Here is a 19,298-nt window from a genome sequence, read left to right as displayed (position 1 = left end):
ATGGCAGGTGGCGTAGACCGCGATCCGCTGTTCGTCGCGTTGACGCGTCCGCAGATGTTCGCCGGGGTCACCTATAGCTATTTCGTCGTCAACGGCGTGATCGCGACCGAATTGTTCCTGGTGTTCCATTCGATCTGGGTGCTGGCCGTCGCGGTCGTCGTCCATCTCGTCGGAATGGTTTTGTGCGTGCGCGAGCCGCGCTTCTTCGACCTCTGGCTGACCCGCGCCAGCCGCTGTCCGCGCGTCCGCAACCATGCGATCTGGCGATGCAACTCCTACCGCCCCTGACCGACGACCGGCGGGCAGTCGCGCGCGAGAAGTCGGCGGGGCATCATTTGCCGTACGCGCGGCACGTTGACGACCATACAGTGGAAACGCGCGACGGCTTGCTGATGCAGGTGATCCAGTTGCGCGGCTTGCTGTTCGAGACCGCCGACACCGACGAGATCAATTACCGCAAGGCGCTGCGCGACGCGATGCTCCAGGCGATCGGATCGTCGCGCTTCGCGGTCTATCATCACGTCATCCGGCGCGAGGCCGATGTCGAGCTGACCGACAAATTCCCCGACGACTTCTCGACCAAGCTCGACGCCGCGTGGCGCGCGCGGCTCGCGGCGCGGAAGCTCTACGTCAACGACATCTTCCTGACGCTGGTGCGCCGTCCCATGCAGGGCCAAGTCGGGATCGCCGACCGCATGCGTGGCTGGTTCGGCGCGGCGGGTGAAGACCGCGACGTGCTGGTCGCGCACGAACTCCACCAGCTCGACACCGCGCGCGACGCGGTGATGGCGCAACTCGGCAGCTATGCGCCGCGCTTGCTCGGAGTGTACGAGACCAAGGCCGGCGTGTGTTCCGAACCGCTCGAATTCCTATCGGCGCTTTACAATGCGGAGATGCGCCCGGTGCTGATGCCGATGCAGGATGCCGGCGCGTACCTGCCCTATCGGCGCGTCAGCTTCGGCGAGGAGACGGTCGAACTTGGCGTCGCCGGGCATGCCGAGCGCAGCTTCGCCGGGATGGTGTCGATCAAGGATTACCCCGCCCAGACCGCGCCGGGCATGCTCGACGAATTGCTCCGGCTGCCGTTCGAACTGACCGTGTCGCAGAGCTTCGGGTTCGTCGACCGCCAGGCCGCGCTCGGCAAGATGAACCTCGCGCTGCGCCGGATGCGCTCGGCCGAGGACGAAGCAATCAGCCTGCGTGGCGAGCTGTCGAGCGCCAAGGACGAGGTCGCCGCCGGCCGCGCCGGGTTCGGCGAGCATCACATGACCGTTGCGGTCCACGCGAATACATTGGCAGAGGTCGATGCCGGGGTCGCCGAAGTGCAGGCGACGCTCGCGGATCTGGGAATCATCGCGGTGCGCGAGGACATCGCGCTCGAACCCGCCTTTTGGGCGCAATTCCCGGGAAACTTCAAATATATCGCCCGTCGCGGGCTGATCTCGACCGGCAATTTCGCCGGGTTCGCCTCCAGCCACAATTTCGCGCTCGGCAAGCCCGAGGCCAACCATTGGGGGCAAGCGGTCAGCCTGCTCGAAACCACCGCCGCCGGGCCGTATTATTTCAACTTCCACCAGGGCGACCTCGGCAATTTCACCGTCATCGGCCCGTCAGGGTCGGGCAAGACCGTGGTGCTCAACTTCCTGCTCGCGCAGGCGCGCAAGTTCCATCCGCGGATCATCTTCTTCGACAAGGATCGCGGCGCCGAGCTGTTCATCCGCGCGATCGGCGGGCGATACGACGTGCTGCGCCCCGACACCGCGGCGGGGCTCAACCCGCTCCAGCTCGAGGACAATCCCGCCAACCGCCAGTTCCTGATCGACTGGGTCGCCAAGCTGGCGGGCGGCGCCGATATCGACGAGGCGGCGAAGATCAAGGATGCGATCGACGCGAATTTCGAGCAGCCGGCCGAGCACCGCCGTCTTCGTCATCTCGCTGAACTGTTCCGCGGCGGATCCCGCCCGACCGCGGCCGATCTCTATTCGCGGCTGCGCCCGTGGTGGGGCGACGGTGAGCGCGCGTGGCTATTCGACAACGAGCGCGATTTGACCGACCTGAGTGCCGACGCTGTCGGGTTCGACATGACACAGATCCTCGACGATCCGGCGGTGCGCACGCCGGCGATGATGTACCTGTTCCACCGCGTCGAGGAACGGCTCGACGGGTCGGCGGCGATCATTGTCGTCGACGAAGGCTGGAAAGCGCTCGATGACGAAGTGTTCGTGCGCCGCATCAAGGATTGGGAAAAGACGATCCGCAAACGCAACGGCATCGTCGGTTTCGCGACACAGAGCGCGCAGGACGCGCTCGAATCGAAGATCGCCAGCGCAATCATCGAACAAGCCGCGACGCAGATCTTCATGACCAATCCCAAGGCGCGCGCGGTCGATTATGTCGACGGGTTCGGGCTGACCCCGCACGAATACGAGATCGTCCGCACGCTGCCCGACGACGCGCATTGCTTCCTGATCAAGCACGGCAACGAAAGCGTCGTCGTCCGGCTGAACCTGACCGGCGAGCGCGACATGCTGACGATCCTGTCGGGGCGCGAGCGCACCGTGCGGCTGCTCGACGAGATTCGCGCCGCCGAGGGCGACGACCCGGCCGACTGGATCCCGCGCTTGCTGGAGCGCGCCTGATGCAAGTGACGTGCCCCGCCATTTCGGACGATGCGTTCGTATCGAGCGTGCTCGCGCACCTCGACTGCCAGGCTCAGAATCTGGGTGCGGGCGGATATCAGGCGCTCGCCAGCCCCGGCGGCCCGGCGGCACTGCTGCTGACCGGCGCGCTGACACTCTTCATCGCGCTGATCGGCTATCGGCTATTGCTCGGCGAGACCCCGTCGGTGCGCGACGGCGTGGTCGCCGCGATCAAGGTCGGCGTGGTGCTGGCGCTGGCGACGAGCTGGCCCGCGTTCCGCACGCTCGCCTATGACGTCACGCTGCGCGCGCCCGCCGAACTGGCGAGCAGCATCGGGTCGCCAGCGGGCTTGCCCGGCGCGCCGGGTGGTTTGGTAGCGCGCGTGCAACTGGTCGATTACCAGCTCGCCGAACTCAACGTGGTCGGCACCGGCCGGCCGCTCAATGCCGCTGTGGTGGTGGGACCCACCGCCTCGCTGACCCCCGCGCAACAGGCGCAGGAACTGCGCCGCGTGCAGGATCTCGGCAACCGCGCGCGGTGGGATCCGCAACGCGATTTCTCGTTGTTGGGCAGTTCGCGCACCTTGTTCCTGTCGGGCGCGATCGCGAGTTTTGCGAGCGTCCGGCTGATCGCCGGGCTGCTACTCGCGCTCGGGCCGTTGTTCGTCATCTTTCTGCTGTTCGACGGCACGCGCGGCCTGTTCGAGGGCTGGGTCCGCGGGCTCGCCGGCGCGGCGCTTGGCGCGCTTGCCACCGCGATCGTTTTGGGGGTCGAGCTGGCGCTGCTCGAGCCATGGCTCGCGGCGGTGCTCGATCTGCGGCACCAGAACCTTGCGACGCCCGCGGTGCCGGTCGAATTGCTGGTGCTGACCTTAGTATTCGCGATCACGCTGGTCGCGGTGCTGGTCGCGGCGGGAAAGGTCGCTGCGGGGTTCCGCCTGCCCGCGGCGTGGCGCGTGCTGCGCGACCGCGTCGCCGATGGCATCGCCGGACGCACGACGTCGATCGACGCGCCGCGCGCCGGCCAGACCGTGCCCAATGACGAGCGCGGCCGCGCACTGGCGATCGCCGACGCGGTCGCCACGACGCAGCGGCGCGAATCGCAGGCGGCGCAGCCCGCCGCAACGTCGTTCGGCCGACCCGGCATCGTCCCCACCGCGTCGAACGACGTCGCGGTTGCAGGCGCGGTGCCGCTCGGCCAAAGCTTCAGGCGGCGGACACGCGGGCGCGTGTCGCCCGGGGCATCACGGCGGGATAGTGGACAATGAAACAGGCCGCGCGCGAATCGCTCGACGCTTATTACCGCGAGGCGGGCAGCTGGGCGGAGGACCGCGAGGATGCGTTGCGCGCGTCGCGCCGCTTGGCGTGGATCGTCGCGACGGTCGCGTTGGTCGTCGCGTTGTGCGAGGCGCTGGCGTTGATCTTCCTCGCGCCGCTCAAGACCGTCGTTCCCTACACGCTACTGGTCGACAAGCAGACCGGCTATGTCCAGGAACTCAAGCCGCTCGACGCGCAAAAGATCGCGCCCGACACCGCACTGACACAATCGTTCCTGGTCCAATACGTGATCGCGCGCGAAAGCTATGACCGCGCGCAGCTCCAGGCGAGCTACGCCAAGGTTCAGGCCTGGTCGGTCGACACCGCCAAGTCGGATTATGTCAGCGGCGTGGTCGCCTCCAACCCCGAAAGCCCGCTCCAACGCCTGCCCGCCTCGACGATCGTCGAAACGCGCGTGAAAAGCGTGTCGTCGCTCGGCGGCAACAGCGCGCTGGTGCGGTTCGAGACGATCCGGCGTGACGCCGGCGGCGCGCCGCAACCCGCCGCGTCGTGGGTCGCGGTGATCCGCTATCGCTTCACTACCGAGCCGATGCGCGCCGAGGATCGCTTTATCAACCCGCTCGGCTTCCAGGTGACGCGCTATCGCCGCGACCAGGAAGCGGTGACCCCACCCGAGCCCGCGCCGACCGCGACGTTCGCTCCCACCGAACCGAAGATTTCCGCACCCGAGCTGAACGCCAGGCCCGCGCCGACCCGCCGGCCCGCCAGCCCCGATGTTGAACTTTGAGCAAAACCGGTTTTCTGCTGGGGTTGCTTGCCCTGATTGCTGCCAGCCCGGCGGCGGCGCAGGTGCGCCCGGTGCCCGGCGCCGGCGATCCGCGTATCCAGACGGTGATGTACGACCCCGATCAGGTCGTGCAGCTGCAAGTCGCGATCGGCTATCAATTGGCGGTCGAATTTGCCCCCGACGAGCGGATCGAGACCGTCGCGGTCGGCGATAGCGGGGCGTGGCAAGTCACGCCGAACAAGCGCGGCGACCGGCTGTTCATCCGTCCGGCGCAAGGCGGCGTCACCACCAACATGACGGTGGTCACCGACGCGCGCGCCTATAATTTCGAGCTGTCGGGCGGCTATGGCGGCGCGCAGGCGTTCACCGTGCGGTTCACCTATCCCCCGCCCCCCACCGAAACCGCCGCGAGCGACCAGCCGGTGGCCGCCGCCGGGCGCTATAAATTGAGCGGCGCCAGGCAAATTCAGCCCGATGCGATTTCCGACGACGGCATGAAGACGTACATCGTGTGGCGTGCCGACCAGACCTTGCCGGCGGTGTTCAAGATCGGCCGCGACGGCAAGGAAACGCTCGCCGACGGGGCGATGCGCGACGGCCGCTATGTGCTCGACAGCATCGCCAACCGGCTGGTGTTCCGGCTCGACAATCTGACGGCGGCGGCGGTGCGCGTCCCGCAGGTACGAAACTGATGGCGGTCGCGGGCGCAGATCCGCGGGGGCCAACCGAGCATAGCGCCCGGCCGGTCGTCGCGCGCCAGCGCAGCGGGGTCGCCAACTGGATGATCGTCGCCGGCGTCGTCGCGCTCGGGCTGGTGCTGTTCCTGATCCTCGACGCGCGCCGCCGCCAGTTATCCGCGCCATCGACCAGCCCGCGGTTCAGCGGCACCGGCGTGCCCGCCCCCGCCGCCCCGCTCTACATCCCGCCCATGCCCGAACCGACGCCCACGGCCGAGCCGGTGATCGTCGCGCCGCCACCGCCGCCTGCGCCGCCACCCGCGCCGCGCATCGTCTACGTCCAGCCGCCGCAGCAGCCCCAGATCGTCGCCCCCACCCCGCCGCCGCCGCGCGTGCCGAACGGGCCGATGCTGGTGGTCGACACCACCGCAGCTGAAGCGGCAGGAGGCGGCGGCGCGACCGTCTCCACCGATCCCGACGGCAATCCGGTTACGGCAGCGCCGGGCGCGGGCGCGCCCGCCGGAGGCAGTGCGGGCGCGCTATCGACCGTGCGCGCGCGCGCGTCGGTCATGCGCAACCGCGCGACGACGGTGTCGCAAGGGACGCTGATCCCCGCCGTGCTCGAAACCGCGCTCGATTCGACTCGCCCGGGTCCGGCACGCGCCTTGGTGACGCGCGACGTGCGCGGGTTCGACGGCAGCAAGGTGCTGATCCCGCGCGGCAGCCGGCTGATCGGCGAGTACAAGGCCGACCTCCAGCCCGGGCAGAATCGCGCGCTCGTCATCTGGACTCGGCTCGTCCGCCCCGATGGCGCGACGATCGCGCTCGGCTCGCCGTCGGCCGATCCGCTTGGGCGCGTCGGCATAAAGGGGCGAGTCAACAGCCACTTCCTCGAACGTTTCGCCTCGGCGTTCCTCCAGACCGCGCTCAGCGTCGGGACCGGTTATGCCGCTGGGCTTTCCGGTAACAACAACAGCGTCGCCATCCTCTCCGTGCCCGGCAGCGTCGTGGGGAGCGCATCACCGCTTTCCGGGTCGGAGCAGTTCCAGCGCACGCTGCGGGTGAAACAGGGCGTCTCGGTCAGCGTGTTCGTCGCGCGCGACCTCGACTTCACATCCGTGGAGGCAAAGCGATAGCCGCGTCGGACCCCGTTTATCTCAAAAGCTATCTCGCGCCGCTCGGCGCGGTGCTGGCGCGCGACGACGTGACCGACATCTATGTCAATCGCCCCGGCGAGCTGTGGGTCGAGACGATCGGCGGCGCGACCGAGCGGTACGACGCCCCTGCGCTCGACCCCGCGACGCTCGATCGGCTCGCGCGCCAGATCGCCGCGCTGTCGCACCAGGGGATCAGCCGCGAGCATCCCTTGCTGTCGGCGACCTTGCCCGATGGCGCGCGCGTCCAGATCGTCGCGCCGCCGGCGACGCGCGGCCCGCTGGCGCTGGCGATCCGCAAGCACATCTCGCCCGACCTGACCCTCGCCGACTATGTCGCGACCGGCGCGTTTGCCGAGACCAAGCGCGGCGATGTCGGCGAACGCTCGCCCGCCGATATCGAGCTCGCGCGGTTGCTCGACGCGGGCGACATCGCGGCGTTGCTCGCGCTCGCGGTGCGCGCGCGCAAGAACATCCTGGTGTCGGGCGGCACATCGACCGGCAAGACGACGTTCCTCAACGCGCTGATCCGCGAAATCCCCGCCCAGGAACGCCTGATCCTGATCGAGGACACGCCCGAACTGCATCTCGGTCACGCAAATGCGGTCGGCTTGCTGGCGGCGCGCAGCGCGCTGGGCGAGGCGCAGGTCAGCGCCGATTCGTTGCTCGCCGCCAGCCTGCGCATGCGCCCCGACCGGATCATCGTCGGCGAATTGCGCGGCCCCGAAGCCTATACCTTCCTGCGCGCGGTCAATACCGGCCATCCCGGATCGATGACGACGGTCCATGCCGACAGCGCCGAACGCGCGATCGAACAGATTGCGTTGCTGGTGCTCCAAACGGGTACGCGGCTCGGGCGCGACGACGTGCATCATTATGTCCGCAGTACGGTCGACGTGTTCGTCCAGCTCGCGCGGACCGGGGGGCGGCGCCACGTGGCCGAAATCGTGCTCGCGCGGTAAATGTTGTGTCCGAATCGCGATCGGACTAGGCTAAGACAAAGCGCTGGCCATAGGGGATGCAGATGAGCCTGGTTACGAACAATTCGATCAGCCGCCGCAAAGCGATCGGCGGAATGGCGGCAGCCACCGCAGCGACCGTCGCATTGCCCGGTGTGGCGCGCGCGATCGGCGGCACCGGCGACCTTCGCGTGTTCCGCGGCCGCTACGTGTTCCACGGCAATCGCATGATCGATGGCTACATGGTCGCACCGCGCGGGCTGACGCCGATCGACACCGTCGTCCTGTTGCATGGCGCTGGCGGGCTCGACGCCACCGCGCTGGCGACCGCACGCCGGTACGCCGAGGCGGGCAAGATGGTGGTGGTGCCCGATCTGGCGGCGACCTATCGCGGCGCCTCCGCGCTCGCGGGGCGTGACGCGCATGTTGCCGACATCAAGCGCTCGGCGGCGAGCTTCGGCCGTCATATGCGCGGTACGGGCAAGGTCGAGGTGATCGCGGCCTGAGGTTCTTGTGCAGGTTGAATTGGGAAGAGCCGTCGGACTTGGTTCGGCGGTTTTTTTCTTGGGATCGCCTTGGGATTCGAACCACGCGCGTAGCCCGGCAGGGCGAGGCGCCAACAAAAGACTCGAGGGTTCCGGCGTGGCAAGCCACGCCGTCGGTCATCGCCGCTGGCGATGCCGTCCGAACTGCCGCTGAGCACGATTTAGCGCAGCTAAATCGCTGCGGCAGTTGGAGCGGGCGAAGGGATTCGAACCCTCGACCCCAACCTTGGCAAGGTTGTGCTCTACCCCTGAGCTACGCCCGCTCTGGCGCCGGCCCGTGAACCACGGGCGGGTAAGGAGCGGGGCCACTAGCATCGCCCCTTGCCCTTCGCAAGCCCCGTGTCTTCGCTGCAAAAAGCCTTGGCTTGGGGCGGTCCGCGCCCACATAAGGGCCATCACTTCACCGGAGACGCATGTTGGCCACGCTTGGAATGACCCCGCAAGAAAAGGAAGCCGTCGAGACCTTCCGCCGCGACGTGGTCGAGCCGTCGATGACCAAGCTCGTGCTGATCGATTTCTGGGCCGAATGGTGCGGCCCGTGCAAGGCGCTGTCGCCGGTGATCGAAAAGGTCGCGGCGGACTATGCCGACAAGGGCGTGGTGCTCGCCAAGGTCGACACCGACAAGAACCAGTTCATCGCCGCGCAATTCCAGATCAAGTCGATCCCTACCGTCTATGCGATGTTTCAGGGGCAATTGGTCGCCGACCTGACCAGCGCGCGCACCGAATCGCAGTTAAAGGCGATGATCGACCAGGTTCTGGCGCAATTGCCGGTCGATAGCGCCGAGGCGCAAACCGAGGCGGAGATCGAGCCGCTGATCGCGATGGGCGAGCAAGTGCTCGCCGAGGGCGATGCCGAGCGCGCGCTGTCGGTGTTCGATCAGATCGCCGAGATCGCGCCCGATAATCCCGAGGTGGTGTCGGGCCGCGTCCGCGCGCTGGTTGCCGCCGCTCGGCTCGACGAGGCCGAAACGGCGCTGGCCGTCGTGCCGGAGGACATCGCCAAGACGCCCGAGATCGACCGTGCCCGCGCCGCGCTCGACTTGGCGCGCTCGGCGCCGCCGGCGGCGGACCTCGCACCGCTAATCGCCGCCGTCGAAGCCAACCCCGACGACCTGCAGGCGCGCTTCGACCTCGCCAACGCGCAGATGGCGGCGGGCGAGCGCGACGCGGCGGCCGATTCGCTGCTGGCGATCGTCGCCAAGGACCGCGACTGGAACGAGGGTGCGGCGCGCGGGCAATTCCTCAAATTGCTCGAAGTCGTCGGGCTCGAGGATCCGTGGGTATCCGGGCAACGCCGACGGCTGTCGGCGATCCTGTTCACATGACCACGCGCCTATCGATCTTCCCTCTGGGCGGCGCGTTGCTGTTCCCGCGCATGCATTTGCCGCTGCACATCTTCGAGCCGCGCTATCGCGCGCTGGTCAGCGACGCGATGGCGCGCGACCGGCGGATCGGGATGATCCAGCCCCGCGCGGTCGGCGGTCGCGGCGCCGATACACAGCGCCCGCTTTTGTTCGATCTCGGCTGTGTCGGGCGCATCACCGACGTAGAGGCGCATGACGACGGGCGCTACGACATTGTGCTCGAAGGCGTCTCGCTGTTCCGCATCGTCCGCGAGCTCGACGTGACGACGCCGTTCCGCCAGGTCGAGGCCGACCTGATGCCCGAAGCGGCCGAACCCGAGGCGCTGTCGATTGCCCACCGCGCCAGCCTGGAGTCCGAATCGCGACGCTTCGCGGACGCGCAGGGCTATGCGGTCGACTGGGATTCGGTCGCGCGGCTCGACGACGAGGCGTTGGTCAACGGCATCGCGCAGATCGCGCCGTTCGATTCGGCCGCCAAGCAGGCGCTGCTCGAAGCCCCCGACCTTGCGGCGCGTGCCGAACTGATCGTCCAGCTGATGCAATTCTTCGGCCGCCATGACGGCGAGGACCGCGTGACGTTGCAGTAGGATTTTACGCGGGGATTTGCTGCGAAATGCAGTGAAAACTTCCGCCGCCGGTCAGGATATGATCGGCCCGTAGCCCGATTGCCTGCCGGCCCGGAAACAAGGCACCGATCGCCGCGACCGCCGCTTGATCGTTCTCGCTGCCATAAAGCGGCACCACAACGCTGGCATTGCCGATATAGAAATTCATGTAGCTCGCGGGCACGATCTCCTCGTCGCGCAACACGCGCCCCGGCGACGGCACATGCACCACCGTGACGCCCTCGTGCGCCTGCGCACTTTGCGCCGCGCGCTGATAGACTTGCCAATTGGGATCGTTGTCGCTCGCCTCCGGTACCGCGAGCGTGCGCGGCGCGACGAACCGCGCGAGGTTGTCGACATGGCCGTCGGTATGATCGTGGAGCAATCCGTCACCGAGCCACAGGACCTCGTCATAGCCGAGGTCCCGGAACAACGCGTCCTCGATCTCGCTCCGCGTCATCATACCGTTGCGGTTGCGGTTAAGCAGGCATTGCTCGGTCGTCACCACCAGCCCGGTCCCGTCACCGTCGATCGCCCCGCCTTCGAGGATCCAGTCGAAGCTCTCGCACTTCTTGCCGCGCGCCTGCGCCAGCCGCATGCCGATATCGTCGTCACCAGGCAGGTCGTATTTGCCGCCCCAGCCGTTGAACTGGAAGTCGGCCGCAACACCGTCGCCGCGAATGATCGCCGCGGTGTCGCGCAGCCAGATGTCGCCGAACGGCTGCACCACCACGCGTGCGACATCCCCCGCGCGCCGCCGCGCCGCGACCGCCGCTTCCTCGTCGGCGGTGACTAGCAGCACTTGTTCGCCCTTGCCGCCGGCATGCACGGCTTCTGCGAACGCAATTACTTCGTCGCGCGCCGGCTCGAGGTCGAGCTCCCACAATTCGGGGTGGCTCGGAAAGCCGATCCACACCGCCTTGTGCGGCGCCCATTCGGGCTTGGGCGGCGGCAGTCGAGTCACTTCCCGGCGCGGGCCTTGTCGCGGATCACGCGGAATTCGGCGGTCTTGTACCAATTCGGCCAGTCACTCCCCATCGCCAGCTGGCGGCCGAGCTGGAAATAGAGTGTCAAATCCTGCACCGCGCCGGCCCAGTTCCATGAGGGATCATATTCGTCCTGCGGCTTGTGATAGCGGTTGGCGATATAGTCGAGCACCGCGGCATGGCCCTTCGTGACGCCGCCCTCGACCAGATCCTCGCCCGATCCGCCGTCGAACATCGGCACGCCCAGTTTGGCGAAGCTGAAATGGTCCGACCGGAAATAGCCGCCGCGTTCGGGATTGGGCTCGGGTTTCATCACGCGGCCCTGCGCCTCGATCAGCGGCTTGATCAGATCCTCCAGCTCGGACTTGCCGAAGCCGGTGACGACGACATCCCTGGACGGCCCGATCACGTTGAGCCCATCCATGTTCACTCCACCCACGGTTTTGCTCAGCGGATAGACCGGATGCTCGGCATAATATTTGGAGCCGAGCAGCCCCGACTCCTCCGCCGTGACCGACATGAACACGATGCTGCGCTTGGCCGGCCCGGCCTTCACTTGTGCCTCGGCCAGCGCGATCAGCCCGGCGACGCCGCTCGCATTGTCGAGCGCGCCGTTGCAGATGTCGTCACCCTTGACCGCATCGCAGCGCCCCAAATGGTCCCAATGCGCGGTGTAGAAGATCGTCTCGTCGGGGCGCTCGGTGCCGGGCAGGATGCCGATGACGTTCTTCGACGCTTGGCGCTTGATGCTATTGGTGAAGCTCACCGACGCCTTGACGCCAAGCGGTACCGCCCTGAACCCCTTGACCTTCGCCGCCGCTGACAGCTTGGCGAAATCCTTCCCCGCGCTGGCGAACAACGCCTTTGCCTTCGCCAGCTGCATCCAGCCGATCGCCCTCGACTGATCCATGTGATCGCCCTTCGCGTCGAGCTCGAGTTGCGGCCCGGTCCAGCTCGACTGCACGACGCCCCAGCCATACGCCGCGGGCTCGGTATCGTGGACGATCAGCACCGCAGCGGCGCCCTGGCGCGCGGCTTCCTCGAACTTGTAGGTCCAGCGGCCGTAATAGGTCATCGCCCTGCCCTCGAAGAGCCCGGTGCGCTGCGGCTTCTGCCAGTCCGGGTCGTTGACCAGGACGACGACGGTCTTCCCCTTCACGTCGATCCCGGCATAATCGTTCCAGCCCTTTTCCGGCGCGTTGATGCCATATCCGACGAAGACCACGTCCGAATTCCGGATGTCGATCCGCGGCGTCACGCGATAGGTGGCGAGCACCATGTCGCTGCGATAGGTCAGACTCACCGGCGCCTTGCCCCCGGTGAAGGTCATCGGCGTCACGTTCTGCGCGGTCATTTCGACCAGCGGCACGTCCTGAAACCACGATCCGTTATTGCCCGGCTGAAGCCCCGCCGCCTTCATCCGCTCGACGATATAGCCGGTTGCCTTGGCTTCCGCCGGCGTGGTCGGCGCGCGGCCTTCGAAATCGTCGGACGACAGCGTCCTGGTGACGTTCTTGAGCGTATCGACCGAGATGGCGGGCGCGCCCGATTGGGCAAAGGCGGTGCCGGCGGCGGCGATCACGGCGATGGTGAAGACGAGGCGGCGCATGCTGTACCTTTCGGGGGATGGCAGGATTGCGTGTTGTCTGACAGGGCCTTTCGCCCCTTGCAAGCCGATGCCCGGGACCTCGGCCGCAACAGCCAGGCAGTTTCTCATTGCGCGCCATCGCGGGCCCGCTAAGTGTCGGAAATTCGGACGGTAAGAAACAAATAGGGGATAGAATGCGGTATCTTGGGAAGGCGCTGGTCGCGCTGGCGACGGTCGCGATGGCAGGCGGTGCGATTGCGGGCCGCCCAGCCGACGCGCCGGCCGCCACGTCGCCGGCCGAGACGGCGAAGGCCTTCGGCGCGCGCGAAAACATCCAGCAGATCAGCCTGTCGCCGAGTGGAGACAAGGTAGCCATGCTGATGCCGACCCCGGGGCGCGGCATGACATTGTACGTTGTCAATTTGACGACCGACGCGCCCCCCAAACCGATCATGAAATCGAGCGGCGACATCGACCAGTTGCGCGATTGCCGCTGGTCGACCGACACCCGGCTGATCTGCAGCATCTCGCTGACCGACAACGAAGGCACGGTTCGGCTCGGTTACTCTCGCACGATCGCGCTCAACGACGACGGTTCGAAGGCAAAAGTGCTGTCCGCGCGGACCAGTTCCATGGCGCTGGGCATCACCCAGGACGGCGGCTCGCTGGTCGATTGGGGAGCGGACGGCACAGGGTCGGTGCTGATGACGCATTTCTACGTGCCCGAATATTCCACCGGCACACATGCCGCGGAAACCCGCAGCGGCCTGGGCGTCGATCTGGTCGATACCACCACCCTGTCGCGCAAGGCCATCGAGCAACCGCGCGAGAACGTCGTTGCCTATATCAGCGACGGCCAGGGCGTCGTGCGCATGATGGGCATCCAGTCGACCGACGGCAACGGTTACGACGGCAATCGTATCAGCTATTCCTATCGCCAGCCCAACAGCCGCGACTGGAAACCGTTCGGCACGGTCAGGCTGAACGGCAACGTTTACAGCGGCTTTGTGCCGGAGGCGGTGGATCGCGAGCTCAACGTTGCTTACGGATTTGAATCGACCGACGGCCGTGCCGCGCTCTACAGCGTTTCGCTCGATGGCAGCATGACGAAGAAGCTCGTCATGTCGCGGCCGGATGTCGATATGGATTCGTTGATATCGGTCGGCCGCCGCGATCGTGTGGTCGGAGCAAGCTACGTCACCGATCGACGCGAAGTGATGTTCTTCGATCCCGCCCTCAAGGCACTCCAGGCCAGCCTTGCCAAGGCGCTTCCCGGCCACATCATCACCTTCATCGATGCCAGTGCGGACGAAAACAAGCTGCTGCTCTTCGCCGGCAGCGACAACGACCCCGGCCGTTACTATCTGTTCGACAAGAAGACCCGCTCGCTATCCGAAATCCTGGCCGCTCGATCGGAACTTGCCGGCATGCCGCTAAGCACGGTGAAGGCGATCACCTACAAGGCCGCCGACGGGACCACCATCCCGGCCTATCTGACGCTGCCTGCGGGCAGCGACGGCAAGAACCTGCCCGCGATCGTCATGCCGCATGGCGGCCCGGCGGCGCGCGACGAATGGGGGTTCGACTGGCTGTCGCAATTCTTCGCGGCGCGTGGCTATGCCGTGATCCAGCCCGAATTTCGCGGCTCGGCCGGCTATGGCGACCAATGGTATAACAAGAATGGCTATCAGGGCTGGCGCACTGCGATGAGCGACATCAACGATGCCGGTCATTGGATGGTCAAATCGGGCATTGCCGACCCTCAGAAACTGGCGATCGTCGGCTGGTCCTATGGCGGCTATGCTGCCTTGCAGACGTCGGTCGTCGATCCCGATCTCTACAAGGCGATCGTCGCGGTGGCGCCCGTCACCGATCTCGACACGTTGCGCGACGAAGCCCGCGCTTACTCTTATTATCCCCAGCGCGACGCCCAGATCGGTCACGGCCCTTGGGTCGTCGAGGGATCGCCGGCGCGGAATGCCAGTCGCATCAAGGCCCCGGTTCTGCTGTTTCATGGCGACCGCGACACAAATGTCGGGATCGGCGAGTCGCGGTTGATGGCCGGTAAGCTGAAGAGCGCGGGCGCCAAGGTCGAATTGGTCGAATACAAGGGCCTCGACCACCAGCTCGACGATGACGTAGCGCGCGCCGGCATGCTGGCGAAGGCGGACGCGTTCCTGCGAGCTTCGATGGGAATGGCGCCTTAGGCGGGCGTCACGCCGCGCACCGCATGGATCGACAATAACGCCGCAGAGAAGCTGGCGAAGAAGAGATATGTGCCCAACAAGGGGACCGCGACGATACCACCTTCCATGAACCCCCAACATTCGCCGGTGCAGGACTGGATCGGCCAGCCCGGCAGTTCGATCAGCGCCAGCGCGAGGGCGGCAAACGCCACCCGTTGCCCTACCGGCCGCATCGCGGGGCGTTCGCCGCGCAACCGGCAGACAATCCGGGCGGGCAGCGCGAGGGCAACGAGCATCCCCCAGCCGAGCAGCGACCAACGCAAGTCACTGGTCACCGCAACCAATCCGAACGCGGCGGCGAGCGGCAGCGCGATCGGTACGGCGGCCTTAATCGCGATGCCGAGCGATGGCCCCGCGCCTTCGCGTTTCCCGATTGGGCCAAGTCCCGTCGCGGTCACCAGCGCGATGAAGAAACCGTGCGCCACGATGAACGCCGCGAGCCAGATCGCAGCGCCGACGCCGCCCGTCGCCAAGCCAACAAACCACAACAGCGCCAGACCGGACGCCGAGGCAAAGGCGGCGCCGACCGCGATGCTCGACAATCGCAGGATCCGGGCGGGATCAAGCGGGCGGATGGTGGAAGTCATCGGCAAACTCCCGTTTTCCGATCCTAGATCATTCCATCGCCAAAAGAAAAGGGCGGCCCTGCGGGACCGCCCTTTCTCTTTGGCTGGCTCGCCGCGGCAAAGCCGCGTCGTCGAACCTCGCCGTAGCGAGGCCGGCCGAGCCGCCGATGATTCGCTCGAATTTAGCTCGCGCTAAATTCTTGCATCAGCGGCTGTAGAATTCGACCACCAGATTCGGCTCCATCTTCACCGGATAGGGCACTTCGTCGAGCGTCGGCACGCGGGTGAAGGTCACCTTTGCATTGCCGTCGGGCGCGACATAATCGGGGATCTCGCGCTCAGCCAGGCTCTGCGCCTCCATCACCAGCGCCATTTCCTTGGCCTTCGTACCCAGCGTGACCTCATCACCGATGAAGCAACGGCGCGAGGCGATGTTGCACTTCACGCCGTTGACCCGGATATGGCCGTGGCTGACCAGCTGACGCGCTGCAAACACCGTCGGTGCAAACTTGGCGCGATAGACGATCATGTCGAGCCGCTGCTCGAGCAGGCCGATCAGGTTCTGGCCGGTATCGCCCTTCATCCGGGCGGCCTCGGCGTAGCAGGCGCGGAACTGCTTTTCGGTCACGTCGCCGTAATAGCCCTTGAGCTTCTGCTTGGCGCGCAGCTGGATGCCGAAATCGGAAACCTTGCCCTTGCGGCGCTGGCCGTGCTGGCCGGGGCCATATTCGCGCTTGTTCACCGGGGACTTGGGACGGCCCCAGATGTTCTCGCCCATGCGGCGGTCGAGCTTGTGCTTGGCGCTGGTGCGCTTCGTCATGGTCTTTCCTTCAATCGCTATACGTTGTTTGCCCTCCCGATCCGAAAACCGGTTCCCACTTTTCGCAGGAGGGCAAATGTTGTTCCGGTATCGCCTGCTTGTCCCACGAATGAGAGGCACGGCCACCGCTTCACCGGAGTGCGGGGCCAATTGCGAAGGCGCGCCCTCTTGCAGAGAAGGGCGCCGGGGTCAAGTCCGGGTCAGCGGACGCTACCGCCGATCGTACCCGGGTCGCTCGACGAGCGCCCGCTCATCGAACCGCTAACGCCGCCCGTCCCGGACTGGTCGATCTTCGCCCATTCGGCCTGAGTGCGGCATGTCGTGCGGACCATGTACGAGCCAGTCATCGCCGCATCGGCGCGACAAATCTTCTTTTCCTTCTTCGGCTTGGGCGTGGGTGCCGTCGAATCCGCAGTCTGCGCAATCGCTGGCCCGGCAAGCATTACGCCCGCGAGCGCCATTATCGTGAAACGCATGAATTACTCCACTGTCTGTGTAAGAATGCGGGCCGCGGCACCAGTGCCGTTTTGCCCGCGCGGATCACATAGCGATCAGGGCCGCTGGGCGCCCGATGGACGAGCGTTGCCCAGCGTACTCTCCACGCTCCTCGCGTTGGCGGAGTCGATCGACGCCCATTCGTCCCTGGTATGGCACACCGACTTAAAGGGCACGATCGAGCCCGTCACGGTCTCACGACGGCAGATTTTCTTTTCCTTTGGCGGCTTGGCCGCATCCGAGGAATTGTCCGCCAATGCGGGGGCGGCAACGGCGAACGACACGGCGGCAAGCACGACAAACGACAACTTCACGGATTCATCTCCCGAACAAATATACGTTAATACTAGCGTTATCATCGACGTAGCGAAAGTAGAAAAACGTCAGCCTCGCTGTCGTGGATGAGCAAGCGCCGACAACACGCCCCGCACCGTCCGCACTTCCTGGCTCGACCAGCCGGGCTTGGTGAGCAGCGTGCGTAGCGTGCGCCGGGTGACTGGGGTGCGGTCGGGGGGGAAATAAAAACCCGATGCGACGAGCATTGCGTCGAGCTGGTCGATCATGCCGTCGAGCTCTTCCTGCGGTGCCGGCAGCGGCAAATCGGTTTCCGGCGGTTGCGCGAGTGCGACGTGCTTGGACCATTCGTACGCGACCAGGATCACCGCTTGCGCGAGGTTGATGCTGCCGAACGCTGGATTGATCGGCACCGTGATGATGCTGCGCGCGACCGCGACATCGTCGGTTTCCAGCCCGGAGCGTTCGGGACCGAACAGGATCGCCGACCGGCCGGGGCCGGCATGGATGTCTCGCGCCGCGACCTCAGGCGTCACCACCGGCTTAGTCACGCCGCGCTTACGCACCGTGGTCGCATAGACATGCCCGCAGTCGGCCACCGCATCGGCCACGCTGTCGAACACGCGCGCTTGTTCGAGTACCATGTCGGCACCCGATGCCGCCGGCCCTGCCCTTGGATTGGGCCAGCCGTCGCGGGGACTGACCAGCCGCAGTTCGGCCAGCCCGAAATTGAGCATGGCGCGCGCCGCCTTGCCAATGTTCTCGCCCAGTTGGGGGCGCACCAGGACGATGACGGGTTGCTCGGTCACGACCGCGCGGTTGCGCGCTCGCGGCCCCGCCTGTCAACGCTCCGCTACTTTGGCGTCATGGCACCGCCATTCGGCCAGTCGCTGTCGCCAACCCGCGTTAGGTGCATTTCGAAGAATTGTACGGGCGCTTGCCCAGGCGCGATCCGTTCGCCGATTTCGGTCCACACCTTGTCCTTGAGCGTCGCGGTGTAGCGGATCGTCATCGGCCCCGCCGGAATTTCCCAGACGTACCCGTCGGCGGTCGGCGTGATAACGAAGCTGCCGCTGCGGCCCTGCGCATAGGAATGGAAGTCGTATGCCTGCTTGGCCGGGTCGTACGAAATCACCGCGAAAGCGTTGAAACCGACGGTCCCGTCGGGGTTGAACCCGCGCCCCTCGACCACGCGCACCGTGCCGCCGAGCATCGGCCCGATCCGCTCGGTCTGCGTTACGCGATGCTCGCCGCCAGGGAATTTGGTCACCGCCGGCCCGCGCCACGTGCCGTCCATCCAGGCGAACTTGGCTACTGCAGCGCGTTCGGCCGCGATCATTTGCGGGTCGGCGACTTGCGCCGCGCCCGGCATGCTGGCGATCATCGCCAGCCCCAATCCCGCGATCAAAACTTTACGCATCTGGCACTCCCCGTTCGTTCGTGGCAGCCTCACCCGATGGCGACGCTTTCCCCCGACCAGCCCGATCGCCGTCGCCGCCGCAACCGCGGCTTCGCCAAACCTGCGCGAAAATTCGTGGATAGCGCGCTCGCATTGCCCGGCTTCACCATGCTGATGCTCGGCGGCGGCGCGGCGATCGTGCTGGCGACGATCATGGGCGCGTTCGGCACGATCGAGCTGCCGTTCGGCACGCGGCTCGGTTTCTGGAGCGTGCTGATCGGCTGGAATATGGCCAAATGGCTGATGTGGTTTGCTTGGTGGATCCGTGGCCCGCAGGATTGGCGCCGCGCCGCCGCGATCGGGGCGGTGGTCGTCAACCTGCCGCTCCCGCTCGAAATCCCGGCGGCGTTGTGGCTGTTCGGCATCGCCGGCGAAATCGATCCGGCGCGCACGTGGATTGAGGCAGGGGTGATTAGCGCGACGTTGTTTATCGTCCTGTTTTTCGCCCGCGCGCATCCCGCTCCGGCCACTCTACCAGAGGATGGCATCCTGTTTCGCGCCGGCGTGCGCGATCTCGCCGCCGTTCAGAACGTGACCGCCGAAGACCATTATTGCCGGCTTCATCTGGCGGGTGGCGCGAAGCCGCTGATACTCGCGCGTTTTGCCGATGTGCTGGCAGAACTCGGCGGCGTGGACGGCGAACAAATCCATCGCGGCGCGTGGGTGGCCGCGTCGGCGGTGGACGGCGCGGTGCGCGAGGGTCGGGTGTGGCGGCTGGTACTCGCCGACGGCACGCGGTTGCCGGTTAGCGCCAGCCATGTCGCGGCGGTGCGGACGCGCGGCTGGCTGCGTCTCAAGCCCAAACTGGGGGTGGCATAACCGCAGCGCTCGGC

Annotated in this window: 20 protein-coding genes and 1 tRNA gene; 12 read left to right on the top strand and 9 right to left on the bottom strand. The window is 66.4% G+C overall.

The genetic code is table 11. The annotated features are described in order from the left end of the window. The 8 genes from JWM94_RS06390 (at nt 1) to JWM94_RS06355 (ending at nt 8,000) form a co-directional block, all read left to right on the top strand. Entirely contained in the window at nt 1-288 is a 288-nt protein-coding gene (locus tag JWM94_RS06390) for a type IV secretion system protein VirB3 (protein ID WP_299423732.1), read from the top strand. After that, complete coding sequence (locus tag JWM94_RS06385) at nt 267-2,639, top strand: VirB4 family type IV secretion/conjugal transfer ATPase (RefSeq protein WP_299423729.1); 2,373 nt, start codon at nt 267-269, stop codon at nt 2,637-2,639. The genes JWM94_RS06390 and JWM94_RS06385 overlap by 22 nt, the downstream gene beginning before the upstream one ends. Beyond that, nucleotides 2,639-3,907, top strand: coding sequence for a type IV secretion system protein (locus JWM94_RS06380; RefSeq protein WP_299423725.1), 1,269 nt, complete (start codon nt 2,639-2,641; stop codon nt 3,905-3,907). Before JWM94_RS06385 ends, JWM94_RS06380 begins: the two co-directional genes overlap by 1 nt. After that, entirely contained in the window at nt 3,904-4,704 is an 801-nt protein-coding gene (locus JWM94_RS06375; protein ID WP_299423722.1) for a VirB8/TrbF family protein, read from the top strand. Before JWM94_RS06380 ends, JWM94_RS06375 begins: the two co-directional genes overlap by 4 nt. Then, entirely contained in the window at nt 4,701-5,396 is a 696-nt protein-coding gene (locus tag JWM94_RS06370) for a TrbG/VirB9 family P-type conjugative transfer protein (RefSeq protein ID WP_299423718.1), read from the top strand. Before JWM94_RS06375 ends, JWM94_RS06370 begins: the two co-directional genes overlap by 4 nt. Continuing rightward, the gene (locus JWM94_RS06365) at nt 5,396-6,517 is read left to right on the top strand and encodes a TrbI/VirB10 family protein (RefSeq protein WP_299423715.1); all 1,122 of its coding nucleotides are present in this window, start codon (nt 5,396-5,398) and stop codon (nt 6,515-6,517) included. Before JWM94_RS06370 ends, JWM94_RS06365 begins: the two co-directional genes overlap by 1 nt. Then, the gene (gene virB11 / locus JWM94_RS06360) at nt 6,496-7,497 is read left to right on the top strand and encodes a P-type DNA transfer ATPase VirB11 (protein ID WP_299423782.1); all 1,002 of its coding nucleotides are present in this window, start codon (nt 6,496-6,498) and stop codon (nt 7,495-7,497) included. Before JWM94_RS06365 ends, virB11 begins: the two co-directional genes overlap by 22 nt. Before the next feature lie 62 nt (nt 7,498-7,559). Then, the gene (locus JWM94_RS06355) at nt 7,560-8,000 is read left to right on the top strand and encodes a hypothetical protein (RefSeq protein WP_299423710.1); all 441 of its coding nucleotides are present in this window, start codon (nt 7,560-7,562) and stop codon (nt 7,998-8,000) included. Nucleotides 8,001-8,227: 227 nt separating this feature from the next. Here JWM94_RS06355 and JWM94_RS06350 read toward each other — a convergent pair. Continuing rightward, nucleotides 8,228-8,302 (bottom strand) — tRNA-Gly (locus JWM94_RS06350). Nucleotides 8,303-8,470: 168 nt separating this feature from the next. Between JWM94_RS06350 and JWM94_RS06345 the strand changes: the two genes are divergently transcribed. Further along, nucleotides 8,471-9,367: a tetratricopeptide repeat protein gene (locus JWM94_RS06345; RefSeq protein WP_299423707.1), complete on the top strand. Its 897-nt coding sequence runs from the start codon at nt 8,471-8,473 to the stop codon at nt 9,365-9,367. Then, a complete protein-coding gene (locus JWM94_RS06340; protein ID WP_299423703.1) occupies nt 9,364-9,993 on the top strand; it encodes an LON peptidase substrate-binding domain-containing protein in 630 nt (209 codons plus the stop codon). The genes JWM94_RS06345 and JWM94_RS06340 overlap by 4 nt, the downstream gene beginning before the upstream one ends. A 4-nt stretch (nt 9,994-9,997) precedes the next feature. On the opposite strand, the gene JWM94_RS06335 is transcribed toward JWM94_RS06340, so the two are convergent. Both JWM94_RS06335 and JWM94_RS06330 read right to left on the bottom strand, forming a co-directional pair. Beyond that, the gene (locus JWM94_RS06335) at nt 9,998-10,975 is read right to left on the bottom strand and encodes an agmatine deiminase family protein (protein ID WP_299423698.1); all 978 of its coding nucleotides are present in this window, start codon (nt 10,973-10,975) and stop codon (nt 9,998-10,000) included. Beyond that, nucleotides 10,972-12,606, bottom strand: a complete 1,635-nt coding sequence (locus JWM94_RS06330) for a M28 family metallopeptidase (protein WP_299423694.1) — start codon at nt 12,604-12,606, stop codon at nt 10,972-10,974. The genes JWM94_RS06335 and JWM94_RS06330 overlap by 4 nt, the downstream gene beginning before the upstream one ends. Nucleotides 12,607-12,779: 173 nt before the next feature. On the opposite strand from JWM94_RS06330, the gene JWM94_RS06325 reads away from it, so the two are divergent. Continuing rightward, nucleotides 12,780-14,792, top strand: a complete 2,013-nt coding sequence (locus JWM94_RS06325) for an alpha/beta fold hydrolase (protein WP_299423691.1) — start codon at nt 12,780-12,782, stop codon at nt 14,790-14,792. Here the strand turns inward: JWM94_RS06325 and JWM94_RS06320 are convergent. From JWM94_RS06320 to JWM94_RS06295, 6 genes are all read right to left on the bottom strand, one after another. Further along, on the bottom strand, nt 14,789-15,418 hold the full coding sequence (locus tag JWM94_RS06320) for a hypothetical protein (RefSeq protein ID WP_299423688.1): 630 nt from the start codon (nt 15,416-15,418) through the stop codon (nt 14,789-14,791). The two genes, JWM94_RS06325 and JWM94_RS06320, sit on opposite strands and share 4 nt — an antisense overlap. Nucleotides 15,419-15,602: 184 nt before the next feature. Further along, the gene (gene rpsD / locus JWM94_RS06315; protein WP_299423683.1) at nt 15,603-16,217 is read right to left on the bottom strand and encodes a 30S ribosomal protein S4; all 615 of its coding nucleotides are present in this window, start codon (nt 16,215-16,217) and stop codon (nt 15,603-15,605) included. 200 nt (nt 16,218-16,417) lie between these two features. Continuing rightward, nucleotides 16,418-16,693: a hypothetical protein gene (locus tag JWM94_RS06310; RefSeq protein WP_299423679.1), complete on the bottom strand. Its 276-nt coding sequence runs from the start codon at nt 16,691-16,693 to the stop codon at nt 16,418-16,420. Nucleotides 16,694-16,768: 75 nt separating this feature from the next. After that, nucleotides 16,769-17,026 (bottom strand): hypothetical protein, encoded by a 258-nt coding sequence (locus tag JWM94_RS06305; protein WP_299423676.1) that lies wholly within the window; start codon nt 17,024-17,026, stop codon nt 16,769-16,771. Between the two features lie 69 nt (nt 17,027-17,095). Next, nucleotides 17,096-17,815 (bottom strand): RNA methyltransferase, encoded by a 720-nt coding sequence (locus JWM94_RS06300; RefSeq protein ID WP_299423672.1) that lies wholly within the window; start codon nt 17,813-17,815, stop codon nt 17,096-17,098. A 44-nt stretch (nt 17,816-17,859) separates the two neighbouring features. Then, nucleotides 17,860-18,426 (bottom strand): DUF1579 domain-containing protein, encoded by a 567-nt coding sequence (locus JWM94_RS06295; RefSeq protein WP_299423669.1) that lies wholly within the window; start codon nt 18,424-18,426, stop codon nt 17,860-17,862. Nucleotides 18,427-18,462: 36 nt separating this feature from the next. Between JWM94_RS06295 and JWM94_RS06290 the strand changes: the two genes are divergently transcribed. Beyond that, nucleotides 18,463-19,284 (top strand): LytTR family DNA-binding domain-containing protein, encoded by an 822-nt coding sequence (locus JWM94_RS06290; protein WP_299423665.1) that lies wholly within the window; start codon nt 18,463-18,465, stop codon nt 19,282-19,284. The last annotated feature ends 14 nt before the right edge of the window (nt 19,285-19,298 follow it).

Source organism: Sphingomonas bacterium (assembly GCF_028289855.1).
Taxonomy (GTDB): Bacteria; Pseudomonadota; Alphaproteobacteria; order Sphingomonadales; family Sphingomonadaceae; genus Sphingomonas.
Note: the sequence above shows the minus strand (reverse complement) of the source record. Positions and strands in the feature narration are given on the sequence as shown.